Below are 23,669 nucleotides of genomic sequence, written 5' to 3' on the forward strand. Positions count from 1 at the left end.
GCGGTCAGCGGGCCCAGACGACGCCACCCAGGTCGCGGCCCCCGGCGCGCAGCGGGACCACCCCCGCGGCGGTGTGCCCGGCGTCGTCGAGCAGGCGGTCGAGCAGAACCCAGGGGCAGGTCCCGGGCCCGTGGGCGACCACGACGGGTGGGCCGGGCGCACCGGGGAGGTCCGGTGTCCCGCCCCCGGTGGGGGCCGGGGCGCCGGTCAGGTCGACGTGCCGGGCCCGGCACCCGTCGGGGAGTATGGCGCCGACGCGGGCGGCGAGCCGGGCCGGTCCGCCGGGGTCGGCGGCGGCTGCGGCGCCGACCCGACCGGCGACCAGACCGCGGCCCATCGCGGAGCGCTGCGGCTTGCCGGTGCTCGTCGCGGCGAACGTGCCGAACGCGACCGTGCCGGGCCGCTGCGGGCCCGCGGCGAGGATCCGCCGCGCCGCGTCGCGGACCTCGGGGGAGGTGCCCGCGCAGACCATCCCGATCTCGTGGCCCAGCACGTCGTCGGGGACCGGTACGGCGGCAGCGGTGCCGGGCAGGCCGGCGTCGCGCCAGCTCCGCTCGACGTCGAGCGGGTAGACCTTCTCCCCGCCGCGGTCGATGCGCTCGCTGCGGCGCCCGTCGAGGACGAGTAGCCCGTCGCGGACCCGGCCGAGGTCGCCGGTGCGCAGCCAGCCGTCGTCGGTGAGCGTGGCCGCGGTGGTGTCCGGGTCGTCCCAGTAGCCGCGCATCCGGTCGGGGGAGCGGATCCACACCTCGCCGGCGTCGGCGTCCCGCCCGCCGTCGACGAGCCGCAGCTCGGTCCCGGGCAGGGCCTCCCCGACCGGCGGGTGCGCGTCGAGGTAGTGCGCGCGCCAGTGGGCGGGTTCCGGCTGCGGCGAGGTGAAGGAGAAGTTGACCAGCTCGGTCAGCCCGTAGCCCTGCCGCAGGCGCGGGCCGTAGACGTCGTGGAAGCGGCGGGCCAGGTCCCCGGTGAGCGGGGCGGCCGCGGTGATCACGTAGTCGAGCCGCCCGGGCCACGGCGGGGCCGCGTCGAGCAGGTCGGGCAGCAGCGCCGGGACCATCGAGGCCGTGCGCACGGCGTTCCGGTCGAGGTCGGCGAACCAGGTGGCCGGGTCGAACCGCGGCGCGAGCAGCAGGGGGGTGCCGGTCAGGTGGGTGCCGACCAGCGACATCACCAGCGCGTTGCAGTGGAACAGCGGCAGGCAGGTGGCGTGCGGCCGGTCGGGGGTGAGGCCGTGCAGGGCGGCGGTGTGCCGGGCGTTGGCCAGCACCGCGGTGCGGGGGAGCATCACGCCCTTCGGCGTGCCGGTCGACCCGGACGTGAACATGATCAGCGCGAGCCCGTCGGCGTCCGGGCGGTCGGCGTGCCGGCCGGTGGCGGTGACCCCGTCCGGCGTGACGACGACGGCGGCGCCGACCCGGTCGACGATCTCCTGCACCCGGGCCGGTTCGGTGCGCGGGCCGAGGGGCACCGCCACCAGGCCGCGGCCGAGGCACTCGAGCAGCAGCGCGGCGAGCTCGGGGCCGCTGGGCAGCACCAGCACGACGCGGGCGGCGGCCGGCAGCGCGGGCAGCGCGGGCTCGCGCGGGGCCGAGGGGACGGCGCAGCCGGTCGCGGTGGGCGCGGTGGGCGCGGTGGGCGCGGGGGCGGGGTGGGACACGGCGTGACTCCCGTCGTCGGCATCCGTCCCAGTGGGTGAACGCGGCGGCGTGACCGGACCGGCCGCTCCTCCGTCGACTTCCCTCGAAATGAGGAGGAATGCGTGGACGAGGTGCTGCGGAGGAGGTTCGAGCCGGTCGCGTTTCGTGTTCGAAGGTAACAAGCGGCGGAATGCGCCGGGCACCTCGCGCCGATATCGGCCCGATCTCGGAACGATCATCGCTGGTCAGAGCTTCAGATGACGAAAATCACCGCGACAGGTGGTGGTGTTCCGTGCTGCATGTCCGTATACTCCCTCAAGTTAACACCAGTTGCCGTTACGTGTCGAAATGCGTGTCACGGGTGTCGAGGAGCGGTGATCTCCGGGTTACCGTGAAACGCCCGACGCTGTTCCCTCGGACCCCGGAGAGCGATGCCCGGACGATCCCCGGCACAATCCGCGCCCCATTCCCCGGCGTTCCTGCTGGGCGTCCTGGCGACCGGGACCTTCGCCACCGGGACCGACTCGTTCCTCATCGCCGGGGTGCTACCCGAGGTGGCCGCCGACCTCTACACCGGCCCCGCCGCCGTCGGCGTGACGGTCGCGCTGTTCGCCCTCGCCTACGCCCTCGGCGGCCCGATGCTGGTGGCGGTGACCGCCCACCTGCCGGTCCGCCGGGTGCTGCTCGCGGCCCTCGGCGTGTTCGTGGCCGCCAACCTCGCCGCGGCCGCCGCGCCCGGCGTCGCCGCCCTCGGGGCCGCCCGGGTCGTGGCCGGTCTGGGGGCGGGGGTGTTCGTGCCGTGCGCGATCGCCACCGCCGCGACGCTCGGCGGGCCGGAGCGCCACGGCCGGGCCACCGCCGTGGTGGTCGGGGGCGCGTCGCTGGCCCTGGTGGCCGGCGCCCCGATCGGCACGCTGGTCGCCCGGGAGAGCTCCTGGCGGGCCGCCTTCGTCCTGGTCGCCGTCCTCGGCGCGGTCGCGACGGCCGGCGTCGCCGCCCGCGCGGGCGGGTCCGCACGCCCGCCGGTGCCCGGCCTCGCGGCGCGGGTGACGGTCCTGCGCCGCCCGGACGTGCTCGCGGTGCTCGCGGTGACCCTGCTGGCCAACGCGGCCGCGTTCACCGTCTACCCCTACCTCGGTGTCCTGTTCCCCGACGCCGGCCCCACCGGTGTCGCCGCGCTGGTGCTCGCCTTCGGGCTCGGCGCCGTCGCCGGGACGTGGGCCGGGGGCCGAGCCGCCGACCGGTGGGGCGCCGGCCGCACGGTCGCGGTGGTCGTCGCGGTGTTCGCGCTCGACCACCTGGCGCTGTCGGTGGTCGCCGGTTCGTTCGCCCTCGGCCTCGGCTACGCCGTGCTGTGGGGCCTGTCCGGCTGGGCCACCGTCCCGGCCCAGCAGAGCCGGATCGTCGGTGCCACCGGGGACCTGGCCCCGCTCGCACTGTCACTGAACTCCTCGGCCATCCACCTCGGGACCGGGGTCGGCGCGCTCGCCGGAGCAGCGGTCGTCGCCGGTCCGGGGGCCGGGCTGCTCTGGACCGTCGCCGGGGGGCTGTCCCTCGCCGCACTCGCCCTCGTACCCCTCGGGCCCCGCGCCCGGGCAGGAGCGACCCCATGACCCCGACCCCACCGGTGCCGCTGGTCCTGACCGCGCCCACCGCGGACGGCCTGGCCCGTGCCGCCGCCGGGGCCGCCGCGCGGGCCGGGGGCACCACGACCCTGCCCGGCCTGGCCCGCGAGCTCGCCGCCGGCGCCGACCCCCGCCACCGGTTCCGGCGCGTGGTGCTGGCCGGGTCGGCGGCGGACCTCACCGCGCCCGGGCCGCACCCGGTCCCGGTGCCCGAGCTCGGCCGGCTCGCCTTCCTCTACTCCGGGCAGAGCAGCCAGCGCCCCCGGCAGGGACTGCAGCTCGCCGCGGCCTCGCCCCGGGTGGCCGACGCGCTCACCGCCGTCGCCCGGCACGCCGGGTCCCGGCTGGTCCCGCCGCTCGACGAGGTCGTCGCCGATCCGGGCGCCCCCGGCCCGGACGGGCTGCGCGCCATCGACCGCACCGGGCACACCCAGCCCGCGCTGCTCGCCCTCGCGCTCGGCCTCACCGACCTGCTCGCCGCCGTCGGCGTCGCCCCGGACCTGGTCTGCGGGCACTCCTTCGGCGAGATCGCCGCGGCCGCGTGCGCCGGGGTGTGGGACCGGGCCGGCGCCACCACCGTCGCGGTCGAGCGCGGCCGGCTGATCGAGGGACTGCCCCGGGAGGGCACGATGATCGCCGTCGGGATCGGGGAGGACGAGGCCGCCCCGCTGCTCGCCGGGACCGGCGTCGAGCTGTCCGCGGTGCACGCCCCCACCGCGGTCGTGCTCGCCGGGCCGACCGCCGCCACCCGGGCCGTCGCCGCCGGGCTCGCCGCCCGCGGCGTGCCGACCACGGAGCTGGCCGTCGGCGGCGCCTACCACTCCGCCGCCGTCGAACCGGTGCTCGAGCCGTTGCGCGCCGTGCTCGACCGCCTGCCCGCTCGGCCGGCCGCGGTGCCGCTGGTCGGCAACGCCGACGGCGCCGTCGTCGACGCCGCGGCCCCCGCCGGCCCCGACCACTGGCTGCGCCACTGCCGCCGGACCGTGCGCTGGTCGTCGGTGATGGCGACGCTGGTCCGCGAGGGCGTGACCACCCACCTGGAGATCGGTCCCGGCGCCGTGCTCGGCCGGCTCGCCGCGGCCGACCTCGACCCCGCCGCCGTCGTGGCCGCCACCGGCCCCGAACCGGACGAGGTCACCGCCCTGCTCACCGCGCTCGTCGCGCTCGACGCCCGCGGGCACGCCGTCGACTGGGCGGCCGTGCTCGACGAGCTCGCGGCGTGGCCCGTGCCCGGCAACGGAGGTACCCGATGACCACCCGCCCCGGCGGCGAGCTCGCGCTCGCCCCCGACCTCGTGCTGTCCCGGCTCGGGCTGGGCACCATGCAGCTCGCCGGCCCCGGCGTCTGGGGGCCGCCCACCGACCCCGACGCCGCGGCCCGGGTGCTGCGCGACGCCGTCGACGCCGGTGTCACCCACCTCGACACGGCCGACTTCTACGGCCCGCACGTCGTCACCGAGCTGCTGCGCCGCACCCTGCACCCCTACCCCGACGACCTGCGGATCGCGACCAAGGTCGGGTTCCGGCGCGGCCCGGACCGGTCGTGGCAGCCCGCCCCGGGACCGGACCAGCTCGTCGCCGACGTCCACGACAACCTGCGACGGCTCAGGGTCGACGCCCTCGACCTGGTGAACCTGCGGGTCGGCGACGCGACCGCCGTGCGCCCCGGCCGGTCGCTGGCTGCCGGGTTCACCGCGCTCGCCGAGCTGCAGCAGCAGGGCCTGGTCCGCCACCTCGGGGTCAGCAACGTGACCGCCGGCCAGCTCGACGAGGCCCGGACGATCGCCCCGGTCGTGTGCGTGCAGAACGCCTACGGCCCCGCCCACCGCGACGAAGACCCCCTCGTCGACCGGTGCGCCGCCGAGGGGATCGCCTACGTGCCGTTCTTCCCGCTCGCCGGGCTCGACGGGCCGAGCGGCGCGCCGCTGCGCCGTACCGCCGCCGCGCTCGGGGTCAGCACCGCCCGGGTGGCCCTGGCGTGGCTGCTGCAGCGGTCGCCGACGATGCTGCCGATCCCCGGCACGTCACGTCCGGAGCACTTGCACGACAATCTCGCAGCGGGAGAACTGGCAGGGGAGTACACCGTGTTCCCGACCGCCTGTAATGGAACCGTCGGCGTCGGGTGAGAGGGATTCATGAGATCAATAAGGCGGCCGCGCCGCTGAAGCGGGTGACAACTCGCGCCGCAGCTGCATCGTCTGCGTGGACGTGTCGGGTTCTGCGGAGCGGTGGGGCGCTCGATCAGCACCGTCCAGGCTTCCCTAGGTGTCCGGTCGTGCGACCAGGTATAGCTCCTACCACCTCTCCGCGGCCTCAGTAGTGGCGAAGCGGGCCTCCCTTCCGACGGTCGGTCCGGGGTCACGACCCGGTCGCCACGCTTGGCCGACACTGAGCCCTTTTCAACCTGCCGTTCCGGCAGCTCAGGGGCCTGGTTGTGTGGGTGCAGACGCCGAGCTGGCGAGCCGGTGACCTGTGCAGCTGTGGTCAGAGCAGTTGCGCTGCAACCTTCGCGATCTCCTGACGCAGAAGCTCGCTGGTCAGGTTGAAAAAGGCTCACTGGTAAGACCCCGCCCGGGGTAGGGGTCGCTCCGGAGTCTTGCCGATGTAAAGTTGTCGAGCGGGCCGGTCAGCTCGGTGACGAGAGCCGCGGCCGGCAACCCGTTCCGCTGGCACGGCGTCTAAGAACTCGCCGACGACCGCCCGGCGTATGCTGGCGGAGATCAATGGGGGTCTCGACCAGACTCAGCACGCTGCGTCGACCCCCCTGATGTCCTACCGCACCGAGGACGGCGCCGGGTGGAGAAGCCCCTCCTGAGGACGGTCTCGTTCGCGCCCACGACGCTGGCCGCCCGCGCCGCGGCGGTGAACGCCTCCTGCAGGTCGATCTCGGGCCGGGCGACCTTCGCGTCGCCGAGTGCGGCACGCAGGAAGTCGACGTGGGCCCGCTCGTCCTGGGCGATCTCCTCGGCGTACTGGCGGCCGAGCTTGGTCTCGAACGAGACCTTGTAGCCCCCGGTCACACCGCCGAGCTCGCCCTTCCCGTCGATCTGGGAGTCCTTCAGGCCGTTGCCCGTCACGGCGCGCAGATAGAACTCGGCCTCCAGGTACTCCAGCCTGTGGTAGCCACGAAACGCCCCAGCGCGGAAGCTATCGCACCTGGTGCAAGCCTCGGTGGTCACGAGCCGATAATGAGAATTATGACAGTTAGCTCGGCTTTGTCGTGCAGATCGAGCCGACCGCCTCCTCAAGCTCGGACGTGCCTGCCGAGCCCTTGCGACGACGCCACGGCCCTACGGCCGAGCACGGCACCCGATTACGACACCTGCCGGACATCCCGCGCGGGAATTCTCCCGCGGTGCCGATTCGACTACTGCTACCGTGCCGCTGACCGTGCAGGAGACCGAGGAGGTGGTACCCGTGAACGATTCGACATGGGTGCTCCCCTCAGGGGTCACGGTCGGACGATAGGTCGTCCGGGAGCGCCGTTCACGACCGCTCCTGAAAGGCACGACCATGGAGTTCACCTCCGAACAGCAGTGGGACAACGGCGTCGTCGAGCGCGAGTTCACCCTCGGGGAGATCCCCGGAATCCTCTGGACGGGCGTGACCGGGACAGGGCCGGTCCCGCTGGTCCTGCTCGGGCACCCCGGCGGGCTGGACAGGATGCACGACCGCCTGGTGTCCAGGGCCCGCGACTGCGTCGCGCAGGGATACGCGGCAGCCACGATCGAACTCCCCGGCAGCGGAGGCCGGACCTCGATCGCCAGCGTCGACGGGGCGCGCGCCGATGTCCGCCGGGTGCTGCAGGCCGGCCGGCCCGTCGATGACGACATCATCGACCGACTCATCCTGCCGTTGGTCGACGAGGCCGTCCCCGAATGGCAGCGGACCCTGGACGCCCTGCTCGCGCTGCCCGAGATCGGCGGCCCGGTGGGCTTCGCGGGCGGGGTCATCGCCGTCGGCACCCGGCTGGCGGTCCTCGAGCCGCGCATCGTGGCCGCCATCCTGTTCGCCGGCAGCTTCATCCCCCGCACCGTCCTCGAGCAGGCCGGCAAGGTCACGATCCCGCTGCACGTCCTGATGCAGTGAGCCTTTTTCAACCTGACCAGCGAGCTTCTGCGTCAGGAGATCGCTGGTCAGGTTGAAAAAGGCTCAGTGTGCGACAGGGGACCGACAATTCTTCAGCCCACTCAGCCAGACGCGGCGGACACACAGCCAGGAACGCCTTGCCGACTCCGGCACAAGCGGCACGGCCCCTCGAGAAGCAGGCCGAGGTCGAGCCGGAGGCGCCGCTCAGCTGTCGGTGGAGGCCGGCCGCGACTGGGGTGGCTGACGGAGTGGCCTGACGAGGAGGGCGAGCATGGTGTGCAGGGCGGAGCTGTCACCGGCCAGCGAGAGCGCGGACGCGCGGTTGTTCTCGGCCGGGTCCATCGCGGTCCAGCGCAGCTCGTAGCCCGCGTCGTGGGCGAGCTGGGCCAGGAACGCCCGCTGGGTGCGCCCGTTGCCCTCCCGGAACGGGTGCAGGGCGTTGATGTCGCCCAGCAGCTCGGCCAGACCGGTGACGAAACCGTCGAGGTCACGCCCGCGCAGACCCTGCTGGGCGTACAGGCGACCGAAGATATCGGCGGCGAAGGATTCGAGGTGCTGGGGCAGGCAGAACAGCTGCCCCTTGCCGATCGACACGGTGCGCAGCTGCCCGGCCCAGTCGTAGAGGTCGCGGAAGATGTAGTGGTGGAAATCCTGTAGGTGGTCCAGGTCGTAGCGCCCGGGCAGCGGCGCCTGGCGCAGCTCGATCAGGCGCAGGGCGGTGAGCTCGGCCTCGGCCTGGGCGAGCTCGGCCGGGTCGGCGATGCCCAGCCGGTTCCGCAGGACACCGGTGTCGAGGTCGAGGTAGGGGTCCGGTCCGGTCAACGGCGGTAACGGGCCAGGACACGCTCACGAGCCTCGTCGGTGCTCAGCGAACCCGCCGCGACACCATCGAGCAACGCCAGGCCCTCCGCACTGGGCTCGAGACCCTCCGCGCGCACCGAGGCGAGCGCCTCGTCGACATCCGCGCGTCGCCGCGCCGCTCCGACGAGCTGTTCGTAACGGGCCACCGACATCACCACCGCCTCGGGCTTGCGATGCGCGCCCACGAAGACGGGCTCCGCCTCGGGGTCCTGCACCCGCTTCAACGTCGCCGCCAACGCCGTACGAAACTCCCGGAACGACAACACCTCAGGCACCCACACACCTCACAGGGTACCCGAACGCGTACACATTCGAGTACGCCACGGCTCAGTCGTTGAGCGCGACTCCGAAAGCGGGGCAAGGTCCCCGGCACGAATCTGGACCTGCCACCCGAGCACAGAACGCCTGGGAGGGGACACATGTCGGATAGCGGAGCGTGGATCACCGAGGACAGCATGAGCTCTGGAGACCGGTTCGACAGCGCACTCCGTCAGCTGCATTCCCTACGGTGCATACCGACGCCCACCCCCGACCGACCGGCCGGACCCGACGGGCCGGCCACCGGAGGGCCACTCCCCGAGGCCTCCGCCGAGTTGTTCACCCTGCTCACGCAACTCGCCGCGATCACCGCTGAACTCGAACACAGCGATGAAACCGCTGCCGACCCGACCGCACGGCGGCTGCTGGCGGACATCAGCGATGGTCTCGACCACGCCCAGCACGCTGCGATGGCCCTCCTCGTCTCGTACCGCACCGAGGACGGCACCGCGTGGTGTCGACGACGGGCTCAGACTGACCCCCTAGCGTCGGCTTGGGATTGACCCCCTCTGCACGACGCTGAGGGGGTGTTGTCGGTGGAGGACTGGGCCGAGATCCGTCGTCTGCATCGGGCCGAGGGTGTCCCGATCAAGGAGATCGCCCGCCGGCTGGGGGTGGCCCGCAACACGGTGCGCTCCGCGTTGCGGGCGCCGGGCCCGCCGAAGCGGGAACGGGGCCCGCGGGGATCGCTGGCGGATGCGGTCGAGCCGCAGGTGCGGGCATTGCTGGCGCAGTTCCCACGCATGCCGGCCACGGTGATCGCAGAGCGGATCGGGTGGGAGCACTCGCTGACCGTGCTCAAGGACCGGATCCGCCAGATCCGCCCCGAGTATGTCGGGATCGACCCGGTCGACCGGGTCGCCTACGCACCGGGCGAGATCACCCAGTGCGACCTGTGGTTCCCCGAGACCACGATCCCCGTCGGCCCAGGCCAGGAACGGGTCCTACCGGTGCTGGTGATGACGCTGGGCTACTCGCGGTTCTTGTCCGCGACGATGATCCCCTCGCGCCAGGCCGGGGACATCCTGTCCGGGATGTGGCAGCTGATCAGCGACGTCGGGCGGGTGACCCGCACGCTGGTCTGGGACCGGGAGTCTGCGATCGGCGGGACCGGGCGGGTCTCGGCACCGGCCGCTGCGTTCGCCGGCACTCTGGCCACCCGGATCCGGCTTGCCCCACCGCGGGATCCGGAGTTCAAGGGGCTGGTCGAACGCAACAACGGCTACTTCGAGACCTCGTTCCTGCCCGGACGTCGCTTCGCCTCCCCAGCCGACTTCAACCACCAGATCGACGACTGGCTGGCCCGGGCCAACACCCGCACCGTCCGAGCGATCGGCGGCCGCCCGGTGGACGTGCTCGCCCACGACTACGCGGCGATGACTCCGCTGCCGCCGCTGGACCCGCCGATCGGGCTGGCCCAGCGGATCCGGCTGGCACGGGACTACTACGTCCGCGTCGATGCCAACGACTACTCCGTGGATCCGCAGATGATCGGCCGGTTCGTCGATGTCGCCGCCTCACCGCGCGAGGTCGTCGTCTACTGCGCCGGCCAGGTCGTCGCCCGTCACGACCGCAGCTGGGCCCGCCACGCGGTGATCACCGACCCGGCGCACCAGCACACCGCCGCGGCGATGCGCCGCGCCCTGGCCCACGACCGCAACACCCGACAGGCCGCAGCACGCCGTCACCTCGACGGCCACCCGGTGACCCTGCGCGCACTGCCCGACTACGACGCCCTGTTCGGTGTCGACTTCGTCTCCACTGCCGAGGAAGCGAGCAGCTCATGACAACCACACCACCGAAGATCACCACCGACCCCGCTGGGAGCTCGGGGCCGGCCGGTCCGGTGCTGGCCGCGGTCCCCGACGGACTGCCGGCGATGATCGCCTACCTGACCCGGGTCCTGAAGACCCCGACCATCGCGGCCAGCTGGGAACAGCTTGCAGCCCAGGCCCGTGAGGAGAACTGGTCGCACGAGGAGTATCTGGGCGCGCTGCTGCAGCGCCAGGTCGCCGACCGCGAGTCCAAGGGCACGGTCATGCGGATCCGCACCGCGCACTTCCCCCAGGTCAAGACCTTGGAGGACTTCAACCTCGACCATCTGCCCTCGCTGCGCCGCGACATCCTGGCCCACCTGGCCACGAGCACGTTCGTCGCCAAGTGCGAGAACGTGATCCTGCTCGGCCCGCCCGGGATCGGGAAGACCCACCTCGCGATCGGGCTCGGCGTCAAAGCCGCCCACGCCGGCTACTCGGTCCTGTTCGACACCGCCAGCAACTGGATCACCAGACTCGCCGCCGCGCACCAGAGCGGCCGGCTCGAGGCCGAGCTGAAGAAGATCCGCCGCTACAAACTGATCATCATCGACGAGGTCGGCTACATCCCGTTCGACCAGGACGCAGCGAACCTGTTCTTCCAGCTCATCGCTTCCCGCTATGAACAAGGCAGCGTCATGGTCACCAGCAATCTGCCCTTCGGCCGCTGGGGCGAGACCTTCTCCGACGACGTCGTCGCCGCAGCCATGATCGACCGCCTCGTCCACCACGCCGAAGTCCTGACCCTGTCCGGGGACTCCTACCGCACCCGCGCCCGACGCGAGCTCCTGGCCAAACACAACCGCGCCAGCAACGACTGACCATCACCACACCACGCCGGGGGTCAGTTCCAATCCGTCGCTACGGGGTCACTCCCAACCCGCCGTTGACACGTGGACGGGCCTGTCTCGTGATCGGTGTTTCGGCGTCGTTGCTCAGTAGGTCTCGGCTCCCGGCCAGCGGTCACCGAACGTGATGGCGAACGCGTTGATCACGGGCTTCCAACGCATCGTCCACCTCGTGCGGCCCGTCCCGGTCGGGTCCAGGCTGCGAGTCACAAGATACAAGCATTTCATCGCAGCCTGCTCAGTGGGGAAATGACCACGCGCCCGCACCGCGCGCCGGTAGCGGGCGTTAAGCGATTCGATCGCATTCGTAGAGCAGATCACCCTTCGAATCTCGACGTCGTAGTCCAAGAACGGCACGAACTCTTCCCACGCGTTGCGCCATAGCCGGATCATCGCCGCGTACTTACGGCCCCATTTCTCGTCGAGCTCATCCATAGCGATAAGTGCTGCATTCGGGTTGGGCGCGGCATAGATTGGTTTGATGTCGCGCTTCACCGCGTCCCAGTCCTGTCGACCCACCAGCCGGAAAGTGTTTCGGATCAGGTGCACGACGCAGGTTTGGACAATGGTTTGCGGCCACACGTTGGCCACGACCTCCGGGAGTCCTTTGAGGCCGTCGCAGACCAGGAACAGCACGTCACGCACGCCGCGGTTCTTCAGGTCGACCAGCACGCTCATCCAGAACTTCGCGCCCTCACTGCCGACGCCCATCCACAGCCCCAGCACGTCCTTGCAGCCGTCCACGGTGACGCCGATGGCTGCGTAGACCGGCCGGTTGGCGACCTGCCCGTCCCGGACCTTGACGTGGACAGCGTCGATGAACACCGCGGCGTACACCGAATCCAACGGCCGACCAACCCAGTCATTCATCTCGGCGACGACCTTGTCGGTGATCCGCGAGACCGTCTCCTTCGATACTGACGCCCCATAGATGTCAGCGAAATGTGCGGAAACCTCCCCGGTCGTCATCCCTTTCGCATACAGCGACAGTACGACCTCGTCGACATCTGTGAGGCGCCGCTGACGCTTCTTCACGATCTGCGGCTCGAAAGTGCTGGCCCTGTCTCTCGGAACGTCGATCTCCACGTCACCCGCGGCATCCGAGAGAACCGTCTTCGAGCGGGACCCGTTCCGCACGTTGGTGGATTCCCGGCCGGGGTCGGCCCGGTTCTTGTCGTGCCCGAGGTGCTCGGTCATCTCCTCGTTCAGCGCCGTTTCCAGAACATTCTTGGTAAAGAGCTTCAACAGGCCGTCCGGGCCGGTCAACGCCAGCCCGCGCGCCTTCGCCTCGGCCACCATCGCCGCCGCAGCGGCCCGCTCCGCCGACGCCTGCCGAGCAGGCTTCGGGTCACCCTCGCTTGGATCCACAAGGTCCGATGTCATCACTGTCCGTGCCCATCTCGCCGGACCTCAGCCCGGCGTGTCGGGCCGAAAACACCGATCTTGAAACAGTCCCACGTGGACAGATCCCGGCTGAACAGACGCTGTCGCCAGTGCGGACCACAGTCTCTGGTGGTGGGAATGTGGAAGAGCAGTACCGAGCCCCGCGGGTTGCCCAGGGCCAGCTCCAACACCTGCTCGCGGGCTGGCCGTCGGTGTGCTCCAGCACGCCGATCGCATAGTTGCTATCGCCGGTGAAGACTGGTGAGCGGCCGCAGAACATCCGCGTCGTGACCTGGTGGACGCGATCCGGCGTGGCTGCACCGTCGGGGTCCTGCACACTGAGCCCTACGCCGATCTGGACTCCGGCCGTGCAAGCGCATCGATCAGCAGGTCGGCAGATTGATGGCGCTAACTGAATCTCCCCAGTTCTGCTAGATCAACTTCCCCAGGTTGAGCACGGGTCCCGGCGTGGTGTCGAGACCGAGTCAGGGCTTGCCGCTGAGCTGCCGGTGATGTGTGAGCACCGGCGGAGTGGTGGGAGGCCCGGGTGTTGTCCTGGGAGGCTGATGTGGAAGCGCACGCGCTTCGGGAGCAGGGCTGGACGATCTCAGCGATCGCCCGGCATCTGGGCCATGACCGCAAGACCATCCGCGCGTACTTGTCCGGCGCACGGGTCCCCGAGCGGCGGGTCCGCCGGGAACCGACCCTGACCGAGCCGTTCCTGGAGTACTGCCGGCTGCGGCTGGGCGAGGACCCACATCTGTGGGCGTCGACGCTGCACGACGAGCTGGTCGGACTCGGGTTCACCGGGTCGTATCCGTCGTTGACCGCGGCGATCCGCACCCACAGCTTGCGGCCGCACTGCGAGCCCTGTCAGGCCTCGCGGGGCCGGGACGCGGCGGTGATCACCCACCCGGCGGGCGAGGAGACCCAGTGGGACTGGGTCGAGCTGCCCGACCCGCCGACGGCATGGGGTCTCGGGGCGCACGCGCACCTGCTGGTCGGGTCGCTGGCGCACTCGGGGCGGTGGCGCGCGGTGCTGGCCGAGTCCGAGGACTTTGCGGTTCCCCCATGATCGGGGAGGCATCAGCTATAAGGGGTAGCGATGCCAGAGGTACGGAAGCGCTACGACCGGGAGTTCCGTGACGGAGCGGTCCGGGTCGTGGAGGAGACGGGCAAGCCGATCGCCCAGGTCGCCCGTGACCTGGGGGTCAACGAGGGCACGCTGGGCAACTGGGTGGCCCGTGCACGAGAGGCCCGCGAGGACACCGAGGGCCTGTCTCGCGGCGGCGTCGAGGAGCTCAAGCGGCTGCGCGCGGAGAACGCCGAGCTGCGGATGGAGCGTGATGTCCTCAAGCGATCCGTGGTCCTGTGGGTCAAGGAGGCGACGAAGTGAGCGTGGCCCGTTTCATCGCCGACCAGAGGACCTTCCACCGGGTGCCGCACACGCTGGCCTGCGCCCTGTTGGGGGTGTCGATCTCCTGGCTGTACAAGTGGCTCGACCGCGCCGCGCGTTCCGACGGTGGTGCCACCGCGACCGAGAAGCGCCGCTGCGCGTTGGACGCCGCCGTGGCCGTGGCGTTCGACGACGCCCAGCGGCTACACGGCTCACCCCGTCTGCACGCCGACCTGTGTGAGGCCGGATGGCGGGTGTCGGAGAAGACCGTGGCGGACTCGATGCGCCGCCAGGGCCTGGTCGCCCGCCGGATCAAGCGGCACAACGGGCTGACCCGCCAGGACCGCACGGCGCCGAAGTTCCCGGACCTGCTTCGTCGGGGTTTCACTGCGGCCGAGCCGAACCGCAGATGGGTCGGGGACATGACCGAGATCCCCACCGCGGCCGGGAAGTTGTATCTGGCCACGGTGATCGACCTGTACTCGCGGCGGCTGCTCGGCGCGGCCACGGGGCTGCACCCGAACCCCGAGCTGGCGTGTGCGGCGATCCGGATGGCGGTGGCGGCCCGCGGCGGGGCGGACCGAATCGCCGGGGTGATCTTCCACACCGACCGCGGGTCGACCTACACCGCGGGCGCGTTCACCGCTCTGTGTCGGCGGCTCGACATCCGTCAGTCGATGGGCCGGGTCGGGTCGTGTTTCGACAATGCCGCGGCGGAGGCGTTCTTCTCCAGCCTGGAGTGGGAAGTGCTGTCCCGCAACGACTTCGACACCATCAGTAGGGCGCGGGCGGCGGTCATCGACTGGTGTTACGGCTTCTACAACCACCGGCGGCGACACAGTGCCGCCGCCGGGCTCTCACCGATCAACTACGAGAACGCCGCCCTCACCCGAGACGCGGCATAAGAACCCTCCACGATCTCGGGGAACCGCAGTCGCGCCAGGTGGGGAGCTGGCGTCGTTCCAGTTCCCCGGCCGCGGCCTGGTCGGCCTCGCGCAGTGGAGCAACGTCGTCCCACCACTGCTGCCGGGCCTCGTACTCCTCGGCCATGTCCGCCGTTTGAGCGGTGTAGGTCTGGGCGAGGGCGCGGTAGCGGTCGGCGGCCTCGATCAGCTCGTCGCGGTCGGGACCGTCAGCTGTGGCGTCTGCTTCGGCTGCGGTGAGCACGGCGTCGTCGTTGATCTCGGTGGCCAGCCGCTGGGTGGCGGCCAGGTCCTCTCCGACGGCGCGGGGCCCGTACTCGTCGGCGTGGTACAGCGCGAGCGCCCAGGCTTCGCGGGCCTGGTAGAGCTCGCTGTCGGTCTTGTGCTGCCATGCCAGCGCGGTCGGGTCGGGGTCGAGGGCTTCGGTGGCTTCGCGCCACAGGGCGTAGGCGAAGGGCTGCTGGGTCGGCGGTGCCTGGCCGAGGGAGGACTGGCGATCGGGGATGCCTCGGTACTCCCGGTACGCAGCGACCACTCCGGCGCGGTGCTCCCATTCGCGTCGTGCCTCGAAGTCGTCCTGGTCAGGGACGGCCGGGAGCCGGTCGCACGCCCACGGTGGCGGGTCGAGCGCGATCTCGGTGCCGAGTGCGCTCTGCCGGTCAGCGGCCAGGTCCCCGAGCTGGTGGAGGTAGTCGCGGACGGGTCCGGGGGCGAGGGTGTCGGCGACCGCGGTCCAGTCGTGCTCGGGCTCGGCAGTTCCATTCTCCGGTTCGCGGTCGGCGATGATCTGACCGACGCGCCAGTGCAGGACCTTCGCCATGGACTCGGCGTCGTCGAACCCGCGCCACTGCACGGCCTCGGTGAGCAGTGAGCCCTTTTCAACCTGCCGGAACGGCAGGTTGAAAAAGGCTCAATGTCGGCTTGTTCAAAGACCACGCGATCGGACACCGGATTCAGATTCGCTCTATTCCCAGCGAAACCCAAGTAATCCACGGCCACCACTTCGGCGTCGGCGGACTCCCACTCCAGCAGACGGTGCACGTAGTTCGCGCCGATAAATCCGGCGGCTCCGGTCACGAGGTACACGGCCATAACTGCTCCCGGGAAGGCTCAAGGGCGGGTTCGAGGCGAGGTCTTCAGGACGAGGGCGCGGGCCGCTCCCCGTACCTCTCCGTGAGGTGGTCTGCCAGAGCGACCGCGGTCCGGTGCCGGTAGATGTCCGAGACTCGGAGGCGGGGGTCGATGCGCACCATGGCCCGGATGGCCTTCATTGAGTCTCCACCCTTTGCGAAAAAGTCGTCGTGGTCATCCAGCTGATCGGCTCCCAAGACGTCCCGCCACGCCTCAACGACCAGTTGCTGCCACGACCCAGGCGGGGCGGATTGCCGCACCCGCGCCCGTGACGGAGGCGCCCCCGGCGACCGCAATGACGCCAGCGCCCGGCGATCGATCTTGCCGTTCCCGTTCAGTGGCAGCGCGTCCATGATCTCGACAGAAGCGGGGACCATGTGCTCCGGAAGCCGCTCCCGGAGTTCTTGGAGGATCGACGCGCCGTCCAGCACTTCGAGGTGCTGGGCTGTTACATACCCCACCAGAGCCGCCCGACCGTGCGGAGCAGCCCGCGGCACCACGACCGCCCGCTTGACTCCCGGGTGAGCAGCGAGGGCCGACTCGACATCGCCCAGTTCAACTCTGATCCCATTGATCTTGACCTGAAAGTCCCTCCTACCCAGGATCTCGATCAGACCGTCGCAAGAGAATCTCGCCATGTCGCCCGTGCGATAGAGCCGCTCCTCGGGACGGTCGCGGTAGGACCACGAGACGAACTTCTCCCTTGTCTCATCCGGGCGGTCTAGGTAGCCCCGGCCCAGGCCAGCCCCTCCGAGACACAGTTCGCCGGCCACCCCGACAGGCACGGGCATCATCCGGTCGTCGAGAATGAAGGTCCGCTGATTGGCCAGTGAGCGTTTGCCAACCTGGCGTTCGGGCTGGTCAGAGCCTGTGCGGCGTGGCGTGACCTCGAATGGGTGAAGCTCCTGGTAGACGGGCGATTGCTGAGATCGAAACCGTCCAACCAGGAGCTTCAAGGTGCTGTCCTACCCGTCCGGGATGACCGTGTCCAGCCGTGCCCTGCACGTACTCTCCGACGCGTTGCGCGCGCACCGCAACCAGCGCCAGAGCCGGTGGCGGAAGCTGACGGCGGGCCGTCAGGCCCTGCTCGTCATGGCCCACCTGCGCAAGGGCGAGACCTACGCCGACCTCGCCTGCGGTTTCCGGGTCGGGACCTCGACGGTGTACCGCTACCTGCGCGAGGCGATCGACCTGCTCGCGACGATGGCCCCCACCCTCGAGCAGGCCATCGAGATCGCCATCGGCAAGGCGTTCGTGATCCTCGACGGCACCTTGCTGCGCATCGACCGCGTCGGGATGGCCTCGGGCTATGACCGCGGGTTCTACTCCGGCAAGCACAAGTGCCACTGACTCAACGTCCAGGTCATCGCCGACCCCGCCGGCCGGCTGGTGTGGATCTCCCCGCCGCTTCCCGGAGCCCGCCACGACATGGGCGCCGCCCGCGAGCACGGCATCATCGACGCCCTGACCGAACATGACATCCCCGCCGCGGCCGATACCGCCTACCAGGGCGCCGGCCCGACGGTCGCGGTCCCGCACCGGCGGCGACGCAAGGACCCCGACACCGGCCGGTTCCGCCCGCTGTCGCACAACCAGCGCGAGGTCAACGCCGCTCACTCACGCCGCCGCGGACCCGGTGAGCGGGTCAACGCCGAGCTGAAGAACTGGAAGATCCTGCGCAAGATCCGCTCCAGCCCGAACCGGGCCGGACAGCTCATCGCCGCAGTTCAGACCCTCATGATCGTCAACACCTGACCAGGTTGGCAAAGGCTCAGTGGCCGGCCGTAGGGCAGATGTCCTCCGTCCCACGGCGCCGACGGATCGGCTTCAAAGGCCGTCGAATGGATAGACGCTTCGGTGGCACCTCCGAGCGCAACGAACTTCAGCCGGGGGGCTGCCTTCCGGAAGCGGGCAGGCATCGATGCGGCCACCCAGTCGCCGCCTGTCAGCGAGAGTTCGACTGGGAGGGGTCGTCGGTCACCTGCGACCTCGACGAAGTCGAGAAACAGGTCCATCAGCGGCGGCGCGGAGTTCCAGACGGTGACCCGGTGGCGGTGCACGAGCTCCAGCCAGGAAGCTGGGTGATGGCCCGCGTCGGGCTCCGGGATCACAACCGTTCCTCCGGCCAGCGTGATACCGAGGAACTCGTATACCGACATGTCGAAGCCCGGGGAGGACAGCGCGAGGACAGCGTCGTCGGGACCAATGTCGAATCTAGTGTTAAGGTCGACGAGGTTGTTGAGCACCCCGCGGTGGCGCAGCGCGATCGGCTTCGGCGTCCCGGTGGACCCCGAGGTGTGGATTACGTAGCACAGGTTCTCCGGGCCGACCTCGGTGACGGGGTTCTCCTGACGGATCCCTGGCCGGCCCGACAGCTCGTCGATCAGGAGACGGTGGCGTACGCGGACGGGAAGGGCCTCGGCGAGCGACCGGCTGCTAATCATGATCGAGCAGTCAGTACCGAGGATCATGCTCTCCAGCCGGGCCCGGGGGTATCTCGGGTCCAGAGGAACGTATGCGCCGCCCGCCTTCAGCACCGCTAACAAGGTCACCAGGAGGTCCGGTGTGCGCTCGAGGTGGACGGCCACCCGAACGTCCGGTCCCACTCCCAGATCAATCAGTCGGTGGGCCAGTTCGTTCGCCTGACTGTTTACCCGGCCAAACAGCCACGACTCTTCGCCGAATACGGCAGCCACGGCCTCGGGGGTAGCGGCGGCCCTTGCCTCGAAGGCCTGGTGAATGCAGACGTCGTCTGTGAGACGTCGGTCTGTCCCGTTCCACTCCAGTAGGAGTGTGTCGGCTTCCCGGTCCGTGAGGATGTCCAGCCGGCCGACAGGATCGCACGGAGCCTTGGCCATACGGCCCAGTAGGACCTCGAGGTGGCCCGAGATACGGTCGGCGAACGCATTGTCGAAACGGGAACCGTCAAGGCTGATCTCCGCCCTCGACGCCGCCACGTCTGCATGAACGACCATTTCACAGCCGGCTTCGAAATTGCCAACGCTGCCAGGCCCCTCCGGGTTACCGGTGAACGAGACGGCGATGGCTCCAAGCGTCAGATCCGGCGGAGGGGCCTGCCGCCGGAGAGAGGGTGAGATTCTCGAGCAGACGACTAGTACTTTCGTCACCGGACACGACGACGGACACCTTGCCAGTGCCGTCGAGTACCTCAATGGAGACTCGGTCCAGACCCGTGTAGCGGTGGACGAGGACCGCGGTCGCCACAATCAGGAACGACCGGCGAGAGCTCTCACCGACAGCTGCAGAGAATGTGATGTCGACTGAACGGGTTAGCCGCTCGCCCAGCTGTCTAGATCCTGGTCGCGGGCGTAGCCCCAATGCCGAGGACAACGGGAACGAATCGGTTGAGGGTAAGGTGTTGGACAGGGGGTCAACGAACGTCATGGCCTGAGCAACCTTTCCGATCGGGCCGTCTATACGCGGTCGACTGGGACCGGAAACCGCAGACACAGGGCGGTCACGCGTTCGCGAACCGCGTCCCGTCGCGTCGCGTCCAACTCATAGAGCGTCGGCGTTAGCATTCGCACCTGCGACAGCACTTCGTGCACGAGCCCCGCACACATGCGGATCTCGGAGGGTTGCATACCGCGCTGCGCGAGAATGTTGGTGCCGAATCGCAGACCACCTGTCACGGTCGGTGGCAGTAGGTCGCCGGGGATCTTGTTGCGGTTGCCGAGGATTCCGCACTCCTCCAGCGCCTGCTCCGCCACGATTCCGGTGAGCCCGGCGGCCTGGGCGTCGACTAGGACCATGTGGTTGTCGGTACCGTCGGTTAACACCTTGTAGCCCAGCGCTTGGAGCTCGTCCGCCAGGGCCTTCGCGTTGTCGACGACGCGTTTCATCGTGGCGTGGAAATCGCCGCTAGACGCAATGGCCAGGGCTCGCGCCTTGGCCGCGATCGAGGACGGGTCCGGGGTCCCCTGGAAGCCCGGGAAGACGGCGCGCTGCATGAGCTGCCACAGCTTGGTCCGTCCATCGGAGCAGGTGCGGAGATAATCCTCACCGAGCAGGATCAACCCGCCCCGGGGGCCAGCAAGCTGCTTGTAGGTGCTGGTTGTCGTGATGTGGGCGCGATCGATCGGGCTCGGATGCAGCCCCGTGGCCACCAGGCCCGCGATGTGCGAGATGTCGGCGAGAAGGAGTGCGCCGGTCTCGTCGGCGATGTCCCGGAATCGGCTGAAGTCGATGTACCGACAGTGAGCCTTTTTCAACCTGCCGTTCCGGCAGCTCAGGGGCCTGGTTGTGTGGGTGCAGACGCCGAGCTGGCGAGCCGGTGACCTGTGCAGCTGTGGTCAGAGCAGTTGCGCTGCAACCTTCGCGATCTCCTGACGCAGAAGCTCGCTGGTCAGGTTGAAAAAGGCTCAGTAAGCGCTGGCCCCCGCGATGATGACATCCGGCCGGTGTTCCAAGGCCCGGTCACGTATCGCCCCGTAGTCGAGCGTGCCGTCCGACCCGACCCCGTAGCGGGCTACATCGTAGTATTTGCCGCTGACAGAGGCGCGGGCGCCGTGTGTCAGGTGTCCGCCAGCATCGAGATCGAGCGCAAGCAGTCGGCCTCCGCGGGGAAGCAGCGCAGCCAGGACCGCCAGATTGGCCGAGGAGCAGGAATGCGGCTGCACATTGGCGTACCGGGCTGCAAAGACCCGTTTTGCCCGTTCGACGGCGAGTGTCTCGATCGCGTCAAAGTGGACGGCGCCCGGGTGGTAGCGGGCTCCGGGATAGCCCTCGGCCGTAACACTCGAGAGAACTGTGCCGTTCGCGCAGAGGACGGATGGCGGGGCCAAACTGGCGGACGCGACCATCGATAGGCAGCCGGACTGGTAACGCGCTTCGGCATCCAGCAACGCTCCGAGATCCGGATCATCCCTTGTCAGCACATGCCAGCCCGTCTCGGCTACGGACCGGGTTGTAGGAATCACTGATTGCCCAGTTTTAAGCACGGAGAGTTCCTTACATGCGACGATCTCTAAGGCTGCCCGGGAGAGCACCGACGCTCTCAGGGGGTCGAGCCAAACCTCCGTTCCAGCCAGACGTCGTCCACGTACTCAGTCGGAACGTGAAAATCGATCTCCAGCTGACGCAGAAAGGAACTGATGACGTAGGTTCGGCTGGGCGCATATCGCCGGGCGGTCTCCACCAGGCCCGGAACATCCAGGCACTGGGTCTCACTGACAACGAGCGCGTCCGCTGCCTCCGCTCCGGATGACACGGTGTACCTGCCGGGGATTGATGTGACCACGGGCATCACGGGGTGGCCAAGCGTGCTTCGCTCCAGTAGCGACTCCAGCCGCAGCCGACTCGACTCCCGGAACGGTGAGTGGTACGCCTGGTGGGCAAGGGCGCGGTCCACGATCTGGAGGTCCGCGGGGCCGTGGGTGCGTGCGGATTCCAATGCTACGCGTAGACCGGACACCATGATCATGCGCCCGGCACCACCGAGCACCGGACCGTAGTCGCACGAGACCGTCATGCGGTCCGGCTGTTCGTAGTACCGCCAGTCCTCCGACGCGGGAACGAACACGAACCCGATGGCCTCCTCTCTGTCGACATCCTGAAGGTGTCTCTCATAGAGGAACTTCACCACTAATTCGGTCGTAATAGCGCCTGACGCGCGCAGCGCTGCGAGTTCCCCCAAGGAGATGCCCCCGTAAAGGGGGGCCGCACCGTGATCCTCCTCAAGAACTCGCGCTACGGCAAGCATTCCGGCCAATTGCCTCAGCCAGCGGAGGAACACCGGGTGAAGATGCGGGACTTCGCCGCCTATGAGCCAATCCATGGGTATGTCAGCAGAATTGGCGAACTCTTCATATATAAACCGCGCGACTGTCGAACCTTGAAGCAGGGGTTCGTACACGCGGAAGTCTTCTGTGGCATCAGCAGGCCCGAACAAGAAAAAGTTGTGCAATTCGATCTCACCGTTCGCTCTCTGTAGGCATCAGCGCTGCGCTACAATTTGCTCGCTGCTCGGCGATCGTTTAGACGCCCTAACCCGGATCTTTCGTCGGGCAGTCCTGGCTTGATCGACACCGGTGCTGGCCGGTGTGGCGGGGCCTGATTGTGCCCGTTGGGTGTGACAGTTCGGCCGAGGTCGCTCGGGGCGCCGGGTCCACGGGTCCGGTCGGTTTCCTGGGTCGTCGCGACGGAGGGTTCGTGCTCAGCCGGGAACAGCGAGCGTGCGCAGCCGGGCGAGGCCGTCGCAGAGCAGTTCGGCCCAGGGTGCGTGCGCAGGCAGGTGCAGCACGGTTCGGCGGGCGTGACGGGCTCGCTGGGCGGGCATCGAGAACAGCCGCAGCCGGAGTCGTTTCGGCTCCCAACGGCGTGCCGGGTGCCCGGTGTAGGCGAGCATCTGCGCCCAGGCGGTGACCTCGCAGGCGAGCGCGACCACGGCCTGCCAGATCCGGTTCTGGTCGAGCTCGTGCAGTGGCAGGTTCGTGAGCCCGGTGTCCTTCGCCGCGCGGATGCGGTCCTCGGCGCGGGCGCGGCGGCGGTGTCGCAGCTCGAGGTCGGCGAGTTGGCGGCCGGGGCCGCCGGGGCGGGTGTTGGTGGCGAACGCGGTGTAGCGCAACCCGTCCCGGTCGATGAACCGCAGCTGCGCGCCCGGGTGTGGGCGTTCGCGGCGCACGATCACCCGCATCCCGTCCGGCCAGGTCCCCAGGTTCATCAAGCCGGTGGCCTCGATGACCCACGCGCCCGGGCGGGGCTCACGGTCGGCGTCGAGCGCGGTCTGCCAGTCCGCAGCCGGGAGAGCGGCGAGCTGGTCGACCAGTTCCTGGGTGAGGCTGAACCCGACCGAGTAGGACAGGCGCTGCCCGGTCAGCCAGTCGAGGAGCTCGTGGGAGGCGCCGGCACCGTCGATGCGGATCAGTACCTTCCGCCCGGGACGGTTGCCGGGTTTGTGGTCGGGGAGCTGGCGCAGGGCGGCGCGGATGACGGTGACGTGATCGGCGGCGGTGTTCGACCCCGCATTGCCCGGCCGCAGCAGCGCCGCGAGAGGCTCTCCGGTTCCGGCCGCGCCGTGGTCGCAGAACGCCCACAACGGATGGTGGCCGAAGCCCTTCTTGAACGTCGGTGCGGCGCCCTGCTTGTCGGAGTGGGCGGTGACCAGGGTGGCGTCCACGTCGATGACCAGCGGTTTCGCTGCGTTCGTCTGGTGGTCGGGGGCTGCGGGCCCGGCCAGTGCCCACGCCTTCGCCCGTGCTGCGGCGCGGGCGGTGTCGATCGCGGCCAACGCCGCGGCACCGTCGGCGGCGAGGCGGTCGACCGTGCGTGAGACCGTCGGGTCCGACGCCACCAGACCGAACAGGGTGGGCTCGGCACGCAGCAGGGCGATGTCGGACAGGCAGTCCCCGCCCGCGGCGAGGGTGAGCGCGAGGTCGAGCAGAACCTTCGCCGGGTCGTGCACCGCCAGCCGCGGCCGCCACGGCTCCAGCCCAACCGACAGGGCTCGGTCCAGGCCGACCTTGGCGATGGTCTCGGTCAGCAGCCGCGTCCCGGCGTGAGACACCACCGTCGTCGCAGCCGTGTCGATGTCCGGGCACGGGTAGAACCCGATAGCCTTCTTCACCTGGAGGGTGCTCCTGCCTGCGCGACGATAAGGACTTCAGCAATCCCCATCTTCGCTGGT

General features: G+C 69.8%; 19 protein-coding genes and 5 pseudogenes. 11 read left to right on the top strand and 13 right to left on the bottom strand.

Annotation, left to right across the window (positions count from 1 at the left end; genetic code table 11):
* Positions 1 to 4: 4 nt before the first annotated feature.
* A complete protein-coding gene (locus XF36_RS29180) occupies positions 5 to 1,657 on the bottom strand; it encodes a class I adenylate-forming enzyme family protein (RefSeq protein ID WP_060715156.1) in 1,653 nt (550 codons plus the stop codon).
* 411 nt (positions 1,658 to 2,068) lie between these two features.
* Between XF36_RS29180 and XF36_RS29185 the strand changes: the two genes are divergently transcribed.
* From XF36_RS29185 to XF36_RS29195, 3 genes are read left to right on the top strand one after another with little or no spacing between them, the layout of a single operon-like run.
* On the top strand, positions 2,069 to 3,250 hold the full coding sequence (locus XF36_RS29185; protein WP_060715157.1) for an MFS transporter: 1,182 nt from the start codon (positions 2,069 to 2,071) through the stop codon (positions 3,248 to 3,250).
* On the top strand, positions 3,247 to 4,515 hold the full coding sequence (locus tag XF36_RS29190) for an acyltransferase domain-containing protein (RefSeq protein ID WP_060715158.1): 1,269 nt from the start codon (positions 3,247 to 3,249) through the stop codon (positions 4,513 to 4,515). Before XF36_RS29185 ends, XF36_RS29190 begins: the two co-directional genes overlap by 4 nt.
* A complete protein-coding gene (locus XF36_RS29195) occupies positions 4,512 to 5,387 on the top strand; it encodes an oxidoreductase (protein ID WP_060715159.1) in 876 nt (291 codons plus the stop codon). The genes XF36_RS29190 and XF36_RS29195 overlap by 4 nt, the downstream gene beginning before the upstream one ends.
* A 693-nt stretch (positions 5,388 to 6,080) precedes the next feature.
* Here the strand turns inward: XF36_RS29195 and XF36_RS29200 are convergent.
* Positions 6,081 to 6,374, bottom strand: a pseudogene (locus tag XF36_RS29200) (ferritin-like domain-containing protein); the annotation flags it as partial.
* Positions 6,375 to 6,774: 400 nt separating this feature from the next.
* Between XF36_RS29200 and XF36_RS29205 the strand changes: the two are divergent.
* A pseudogene (locus XF36_RS29205) lies at positions 6,775 to 7,347 on the top strand (alpha/beta hydrolase); the annotation flags it as partial.
* A 207-nt stretch (positions 7,348 to 7,554) separates the two neighbouring features.
* Here the strand turns inward: XF36_RS29205 and XF36_RS29210 are convergent.
* Positions 7,555 to 8,172 carry a Fic/DOC family protein gene (locus XF36_RS29210; protein WP_060715161.1) on the bottom strand — a complete coding sequence of 206 codons (618 nt, stop codon included), beginning with the start codon at positions 8,170 to 8,172 and terminating at the stop codon, positions 7,555 to 7,557.
* A complete protein-coding gene (locus XF36_RS34735) occupies positions 8,169 to 8,486 on the bottom strand; it encodes a type II toxin-antitoxin system Phd/YefM family antitoxin (protein WP_238589392.1) in 318 nt (105 codons plus the stop codon). Before XF36_RS34735 ends, XF36_RS29210 begins: the two co-directional genes overlap by 4 nt.
* A gap of 318 nt (positions 8,487 to 8,804) precedes the next feature.
* Between XF36_RS34735 and XF36_RS32065 the strand changes: the two genes are divergently transcribed.
* From XF36_RS32065 to istB, 3 genes are all read left to right on the top strand, one after another.
* On the top strand, positions 8,805 to 9,032 hold the full coding sequence (locus XF36_RS32065; RefSeq protein ID WP_145981704.1) for a hypothetical protein: 228 nt from the start codon (positions 8,805 to 8,807) through the stop codon (positions 9,030 to 9,032).
* Between the two features lie 24 nt (positions 9,033 to 9,056).
* Positions 9,057 to 10,316: an IS21 family transposase gene (gene istA / locus XF36_RS29225; protein ID WP_145981219.1), complete on the top strand. Its 1,260-nt coding sequence runs from the start codon at positions 9,057 to 9,059 to the stop codon at positions 10,314 to 10,316.
* A gap of 92 nt (positions 10,317 to 10,408) precedes the next feature.
* Complete coding sequence (gene istB, locus XF36_RS29230) at positions 10,409 to 11,164, top strand: IS21-like element helper ATPase IstB (RefSeq protein WP_060714314.1); 756 nt, start codon at positions 10,409 to 10,411, stop codon at positions 11,162 to 11,164.
* A 114-nt stretch (positions 11,165 to 11,278) separates the two neighbouring features.
* Here istB and XF36_RS29235 read toward each other — a convergent pair whose 3' ends face one another.
* Positions 11,279 to 12,490 carry an IS256 family transposase gene (locus XF36_RS29235; RefSeq protein WP_238589343.1) on the bottom strand — a complete coding sequence of 404 codons (1,212 nt, stop codon included), beginning with the start codon at positions 12,488 to 12,490 and terminating at the stop codon, positions 11,279 to 11,281.
* Positions 12,491 to 13,121: 631 nt separating this feature from the next.
* Between XF36_RS29235 and XF36_RS29240 the strand changes: the two are divergent.
* From XF36_RS29240 to XF36_RS29250, 3 genes and pseudogenes are all read left to right on the top strand, one after another.
* Positions 13,122 to 13,631: pseudogene (locus XF36_RS29240) on the top strand (IS21 family transposase); the annotation flags it as partial.
* 48 nt (positions 13,632 to 13,679) lie between these two features.
* Positions 13,680 to 13,970 (top strand): transposase, encoded by a 291-nt coding sequence (locus tag XF36_RS29245; RefSeq protein ID WP_060710840.1) that lies wholly within the window; start codon positions 13,680 to 13,682, stop codon positions 13,968 to 13,970.
* Positions 13,967 to 14,875, top strand: coding sequence for an IS3 family transposase (locus XF36_RS29250; RefSeq protein WP_060711044.1), 909 nt, complete (start codon positions 13,967 to 13,969; stop codon positions 14,873 to 14,875). Before XF36_RS29245 ends, XF36_RS29250 begins: the two co-directional genes overlap by 4 nt.
* On the opposite strand, the gene XF36_RS29255 is transcribed toward XF36_RS29250, so the two are convergent.
* From XF36_RS29255 to XF36_RS29260, 3 genes and pseudogenes are all read right to left on the bottom strand, one after another.
* Positions 14,856 to 15,746: a hypothetical protein gene (locus XF36_RS29255; RefSeq protein WP_060715163.1), complete on the bottom strand. Its 891-nt coding sequence runs from the start codon at positions 15,744 to 15,746 to the stop codon at positions 14,856 to 14,858. The genes XF36_RS29250 and XF36_RS29255 overlap by 20 nt on opposite strands.
* A gap of 119 nt (positions 15,747 to 15,865) precedes the next feature.
* A pseudogene (locus XF36_RS35910) lies at positions 15,866 to 15,985 on the bottom strand (NAD-dependent epimerase/dehydratase family protein); the annotation flags it as partial.
* 44 nt (positions 15,986 to 16,029) lie between these two features.
* Positions 16,030 to 16,980: a non-ribosomal peptide synthetase gene (locus tag XF36_RS29260; protein ID WP_082375966.1), complete on the bottom strand. Its 951-nt coding sequence runs from the start codon at positions 16,978 to 16,980 to the stop codon at positions 16,030 to 16,032.
* Position 16,981: 1 nt separating this feature from the next.
* Between XF36_RS29260 and XF36_RS29265 the strand changes: the two are divergent.
* Positions 16,982 to 17,779: pseudogene (locus tag XF36_RS29265) on the top strand (transposase family protein).
* Here XF36_RS29265 and XF36_RS29270 read toward each other — a convergent pair.
* From XF36_RS29270 to XF36_RS29285, 5 genes are all read right to left on the bottom strand, one after another.
* Complete coding sequence (locus XF36_RS29270) at positions 17,752 to 19,152, bottom strand: AMP-binding protein (protein ID WP_145981705.1); 1,401 nt, start codon at positions 19,150 to 19,152, stop codon at positions 17,752 to 17,754. The pseudogene XF36_RS29265 and the gene XF36_RS29270 overlap by 28 nt on opposite strands.
* A gap of 306 nt (positions 19,153 to 19,458) precedes the next feature.
* Positions 19,459 to 20,256, bottom strand: a complete 798-nt coding sequence (locus XF36_RS29735; protein WP_064485720.1) for a hypothetical protein — start codon at positions 20,254 to 20,256, stop codon at positions 19,459 to 19,461.
* Positions 20,257 to 20,406: 150 nt separating this feature from the next.
* Positions 20,407 to 20,889 (bottom strand): hypothetical protein, encoded by a 483-nt coding sequence (locus XF36_RS31080; protein ID WP_238589393.1) that lies wholly within the window; start codon positions 20,887 to 20,889, stop codon positions 20,407 to 20,409.
* 152 nt (positions 20,890 to 21,041) lie between these two features.
* Positions 21,042 to 21,899 (bottom strand): hypothetical protein, encoded by an 858-nt coding sequence (locus tag XF36_RS29280; RefSeq protein WP_145981706.1) that lies wholly within the window; start codon positions 21,897 to 21,899, stop codon positions 21,042 to 21,044.
* 300 nt (positions 21,900 to 22,199) lie between these two features.
* Entirely contained in the window at positions 22,200 to 23,609 is a 1,410-nt protein-coding gene (locus tag XF36_RS29285) for an IS1380 family transposase (protein WP_060711311.1), read from the bottom strand.
* Between the last annotated feature and the right edge of the window lie 60 nt (positions 23,610 to 23,669).

The sequence above is a fragment of the Pseudonocardia sp. HH130629-09 genome, assembly GCF_001294645.1.
Classification (GTDB): Bacteria; Actinomycetota; Actinomycetes; order Mycobacteriales; family Pseudonocardiaceae; genus Pseudonocardia.

Excerpts from the sequence above, each read along its gene's own strand:
- XF36_RS29185 (WP_060715157.1), top strand. The coding sequence starts at position 2,069 with ATGCCCGGACGATCCCCGGCACAATCCGCGCCCCATTCCCCGGCGTTC.
- XF36_RS29195 (WP_060715159.1), top strand. The coding sequence starts at position 4,512 with ATGACCACCCGCCCCGGCGGCGAGCTCGCGCTCGCCCCCGACCTCGTG.
- XF36_RS29235 (WP_238589343.1), bottom strand. The coding sequence starts at position 12,490 with ATGGTGGCCGAGGCGAAGGCGCGCGGGCTGGCGTTGACCGGCCCGGAC.
- XF36_RS29245 (WP_060710840.1), top strand. The coding sequence starts at position 13,680 with ATGCCAGAGGTACGGAAGCGCTACGACCGGGAGTTCCGTGACGGAGCG.
- XF36_RS29190 (WP_060715158.1), top strand. The coding sequence starts at position 3,247 with ATGACCCCGACCCCACCGGTGCCGCTGGTCCTGACCGCGCCCACCGCG.
- istB (WP_060714314.1), top strand. The coding sequence starts at position 10,409 with ATGATCGCCTACCTGACCCGGGTCCTGAAGACCCCGACCATCGCGGCC.